Origin of the sequence: Marilutibacter aestuarii (assembly GCF_006546775.1) — a bacterium.
Classification (GTDB): Bacteria; Pseudomonadota; Gammaproteobacteria; order Xanthomonadales; family Xanthomonadaceae; genus Marilutibacter; species Marilutibacter aestuarii.
The window spans coordinates 1-4,417 of sequence record NZ_VICE01000070.1; the positions used below are offsets into that span (position 1 = coordinate 1).

At 71.2% G+C, this 4,417-nt stretch carries 4 protein-coding genes; 1 reads left to right on the plus strand and 3 read right to left on the minus strand.

What is annotated here, in order from left to right:
- Positions 1 to 30: 30 nt before the first annotated feature.
- The 3 genes from FKV25_RS07495 to FKV25_RS07505 all read right to left on the minus strand — a co-directional run bounded on the left by FKV25_RS07495 (position 31) and on the right by FKV25_RS07505 (position 3,271).
- Positions 31 to 1,746 (minus strand): mechanosensitive ion channel family protein, encoded by a 1,716-nt coding sequence (locus FKV25_RS07495; protein WP_141518169.1) that lies wholly within the window; start codon positions 1,744 to 1,746, stop codon positions 31 to 33.
- Positions 1,747 to 1,830: 84 nt separating this feature from the next.
- Positions 1,831 to 2,415, minus strand: a complete 585-nt coding sequence (locus tag FKV25_RS07500; RefSeq protein WP_141518170.1) for an HdeD family acid-resistance protein — start codon at positions 2,413 to 2,415, stop codon at positions 1,831 to 1,833.
- 85 nt (positions 2,416 to 2,500) lie between these two features.
- The gene (locus FKV25_RS07505; protein ID WP_425462617.1) at positions 2,501 to 3,271 is read right to left on the minus strand and encodes a ComFC family protein; all 771 of its coding nucleotides are present in this window, start codon (positions 3,269 to 3,271) and stop codon (positions 2,501 to 2,503) included.
- Positions 3,272 to 3,320: 49 nt separating this feature from the next.
- Here FKV25_RS07505 and bioB point away from each other — a divergent pair, with 49 nt between their 5' ends.
- The gene (gene bioB, locus FKV25_RS07510) at positions 3,321 to 4,406 is read left to right on the plus strand and encodes a biotin synthase BioB (protein WP_141518171.1); all 1,086 of its coding nucleotides are present in this window, start codon (positions 3,321 to 3,323) and stop codon (positions 4,404 to 4,406) included.
- Positions 4,407 to 4,417: the final 11 nt, after the last annotated feature.

Consider the following 4,417-nt stretch of genomic DNA (forward strand, 5'->3'; position numbering starts at 1 on the left):
CGGGGGGCGCCTGACCCCGCGCGGTGCGGCTCAGTCGCCGCGCTCGCGGCCGTCCGCACCGCCTGTTGCCGGGCCGCTCGCGCCGGGGACGGGCAGGCCCTCCCAGAACTCGCGCGCGACCAGTTTGGGTTCTTCGCTGTCGGCCCGGTAGTTGGGCGACATGATCTGCACGCCGGCGGTGTTGAAGGCGTCCTGGATGCGCCCGAGCAGGTCGGTGCGGATCGCATTGCGGCGCATGGGGTCTTCGATGCGCGTGCGCAGGGTGTACTCCACGTAGAAGTCGCTCAACGCGGTCTGCAGGACGAACGGCTCTGGCGCTGCCTGCACGCCATCGGTCTCGCGGGCCGCCTGCAGCAACAGGCGCTGCACCTGTCGCCAGGGCGTGTCGTAGCCGATCGTCAGCCCGGTGTCCATCCACAGGCCGGGGCCTTCGGGATGCCGCGAGTAGTTCTCCAGGCGCCCATTGAGCACGACCGTGTTCGGGAAGCTGACCTCCACGCCGGTGAACGTGCGCAGGCGCGTGGTGAACAGGCCGATCTGCACGACCATGCCTTCGGTATCGTCGATCTTCACGAAGTCGCCGGGCTGCATGGTGCGCGAGTACAACAGGGTGAAGCCGCCCGCGGCCTGGCCGATGATGCTCGACGCCCCCAGCGACACCATCAGGCCCACCAGCACGCTCAGGCCCTTGAACGCGTCGGTCTGCGCGCCCGGGAGGTAGGGGTAGGCCATCGCCAGCGCGAACAGCCAGATCACCGCGATCATCAGCTTGCGGGTGGGCTCGGCGAGCTGCGCGTCGATCCCCAGCAGACTGTAGCGCCCCCGCTCCACGCCCTTGAGCATCAGGCTCAGGGTGCGGGTGATCGCGCGGGTCAGCAGGAAGATGACCACCACCGTCAGCAGTCCGGGGAGCGCGCCGAGCAGCGCGCCGCCCCACGCCTTGAGTTTCAGGAGGATCCAGCCGGTCATCGCGTCGGCCCACGGGCGGGTGTAGGCGAACTGGCCCAGGACGTAGCGCAGCCATTCCTCCAGCAGCACCAGCACCAGCACCCACTCGGCGATCCTCACGATCCACCGCAGCGCCGTGGCCATGCCGCGGATCAGCTGGCGCCCGGCCTCGGCGTGGGTGGCGGCCAGGCGCTTCTGGATCAGCTTCTCCAGCCAGGCATGCCAGCGGATCACCAGCCAGCGATAGCCCCACAGCGCGGCTACCAGCAGCGCCGTGGCCAGCAGGGAATACAGCAGGCCCCGCAGCAGGTAACGCGGCTCGAGCTCGCTCTCCGCCGCGCGCACCGCCTCGCCCAGCCGGCCCACGACCGCCTCGCGGGCCTGCTCGAGGGTCTCGCCGCCGACCGGGTCGAGGTCGTCGGGTGTGAGCACGAGTACCGCGATGTCGGACAAGGTGATCACCACGCCCTGCGGGATTTCGTGGCTGCCGATCACCGCGGTGCCGGGCAGGCTGACGGCGCGCTCGATGCTCGCTTCGGTGTTGAGCGCGCGTTGCTGCGGCGGGATGCCCAGGAACGCGGCGCGATACGTGATGATGTCGCGGTTGAAGTACGAGGCGGTGGCATCGACCGCCGCGGACGGCGACTCGGGCGGGGCGTCGGGCGTTCCACCCGGCTGCGAGGGCAGCGCCGCGAGCGCCGGACCCATGCCGGCCATCAGCATCATCAGCGCGCACGCCGCCGTGCGCAGCGACCGCGCCACCCACCGGGGCACTCCGGGCTTGGATCCATACTGCATCGTGCTTCCCCTGCTCAACGCCCCGCGCCGGAACACGCCAGGCGCGCGGCCGGCGCGGGGGCCGGACGCGCGGACGCGACGACTTCAGGCGGGCGCGAAGCGGCGCAGCTTGAAGCCCGCGAACAGTTGCAGCGCGCCATGGAGCAGTGCGCCGATGCCGATCCAGATGCCGGTCACGGCGATGCCCGCGAGCGGGTTCATGGCGAACAGCGCGCCCAGGACGATCGCCAGCAGGCCGCTCAACGCCAGCATCCATTCGCTGCGGACGGCCTTGCGCACGCGGATGGCGAAGACGATGCGGTAGATCCCGCCCACGACCAGCCAGGCCGCCAGGAAGAACACGAGGACCCCCGCGGTCGCCAGCGGATTGACCAGGGTCAGCACGCCCACCGCCAGCGAGGCCAGCGCGTACAGGGCCTGCCAGCCCCTCGACACGCCCTCGCCGCCCCGGACCAGGGCGACCGCGGCGAGGATGCCCTCCACCAGCGCCATGAGGCCGAAGAGCCAGGTGAGCGCGACCACCGCCGCCGCGGGTTTCATCATGGCGAGGATGCCGAACACGATCGCCACGACGCCGTACACCACGAACAGCCACCAGCTCCTGCCCAGTTGCTGCAGGAGCCCCGCGGAAGACGCCGTGGACGCCTCGGGGTCGTTGTCACCGTACATGCGCAGCTCCTGGGCCCGGGCGCTACGACGGCGCCGACCCCGGGAGTCTGTGCCCAGACAGGTCACGTTCATGTCAACGCCCCGTTCAGGGCACCCGCGCACAGACCCAGGCGTCGACCCGACCCACGCCGGCGCGGCGCAGCGCCCGCGCCGCGGCGTGCAGGGTGGTGCCCGTGGTCATGACGTCGTCGACCAGCACGACGTGGCCGGGCACGCGCACGTCGTCGCGCACCGCGAAGGCGTGGCGCAGGTTGCGGCGCCGTTCGGCCGCGTCGAGCCGCGACTGCGGCGCGGTATCGCGCACGCGGGTGAGCAGGTCGTCGCGAAGGGGCAGACGCAGGCGGCGGGCCAGCGGGCGGGCCAGCTCCAGGGCCTGGTCGTAGCCGCGCTGGCGCAGGCGCGTCCGGTGCAGGGGCACGGGGACCAGCGCCTGTGGCCAGGCATCGTCCGGCAGGTGGCGCCACATCCGCGCGGCCATCCACTCGCCCAGTGCGCGACTCGCGGCCAGGTCGCCATGGAACTTCGCCCCGGGCAGCAGGCGGTCGAGGGGGAACCCGTAGACGAAGCTGGCGTGGCAGGCGTGGAGGGGCGGCGGCTGTCGCTGGCATTGGCCACAGGCCACGCCTGCCTCGCCGTCCGGCAACGGCAGGGCGCAGCCCGGGCAGGCATGGCGACTCCAGGGCATGGCCCCCGCGCAATCCGGGCACAGGCCGTGGAGCCCGCCCGCCGCGACCGGCGCCGGGCCTGCACAGACCAGGCACCGCTCGCGCCGGCCCATCCGCCAGGTGCGTGCCAGCAAGCGCCCCCACGCGCTGTAAACCCACGGCGCCGGATTCTGGTTGACAGGGATGGACATGCTTTCCAGACTGCGCTTCCCGATATCCGCTGTCTGTCAGAAAAGTCCGATGCCTGCTGTCAGAGAAACGCCCGCCGAGGCCCTGCCGCCCCGCCACGACTGGAGCCGCGCCGAAGTACGCGCGCTGTTCGACCTGCCCCTGCCCGAGCTGATGCATCGCGCGGCCTCGGTCCACCGGGCGCATTTCGACCCCGCCGAAGTGCAGGTCAGCACCCTGCTGTCGGTCAAGACCGGCGGCTGCCCGGAGGACTGCGGCTACTGCCCGCAGGCCGCGCGTTACCACACCGGCGTGGACGCGACCAAGCTGATGAGCACCGAGGCGGTGGTCGAGAAGGCACGCCAGGCCAAGGCGGCCGGGGCCAGCCGCTTCTGCATGGGCGCGGCCTGGCGCTCGCCCAAGGACCGCGACATCCCCAAGGTCGCGGCGATGATCCGCGAGGTGAAGTCCCTCGGACTGGAGACCTGCGCCACGCTGGGCATGCTGTCGGGCGAGCAGGCCGGTGCGCTGCGCGAGGCCGGCCTGGACTACTACAACCACAACCTGGACACCGCGCCGGAGTTCTACAACGAGATCATCCACACGCGCGAGTTCCAGGACCGGCTCGATACCCTGGGCCACGTCCGCGACGCCGGCATGAAGACCTGCTGCGGCGGCATCGTCGGCATGGGCGAATCGCGCGAGCAGCGCGCCGGCCTGCTGCAGACGCTGGCCAATCTGCCGGCCCACCCGGACTCGGTGCCGATCAACCGCCTGGTCCAGGTGGAGGGCACGCCACTGGCCGGCACGGTCGAACTGGACCCCTTCGAGTTCGTGCGAACGATCGCCGCGGCCCGGATCATGATGCCCCGCTCCATGGTCCGCCTGTCGGCCGGGCGCGAGCAGATGAACGACGAGTTGCAGGCCCTGTGCTTCCTCGCCGGGGCCAATTCCATCTTCTACGGCGAGAAACTGCTGACGACCGGTAACCCCGATACCGAGCGGGATATGGCATTGTTCGAACGATTGGGCCTGCGGCCCATGCCGATCATCGAACAAGCGCACACACCGGGGGGAACCGTGCACGCCGACATCATCGATACCGACACCCACGACCACGGCGCGGCAGGCGATTGCGCCAAGCCGCGCGCGGCCTGACCCCGTGACGC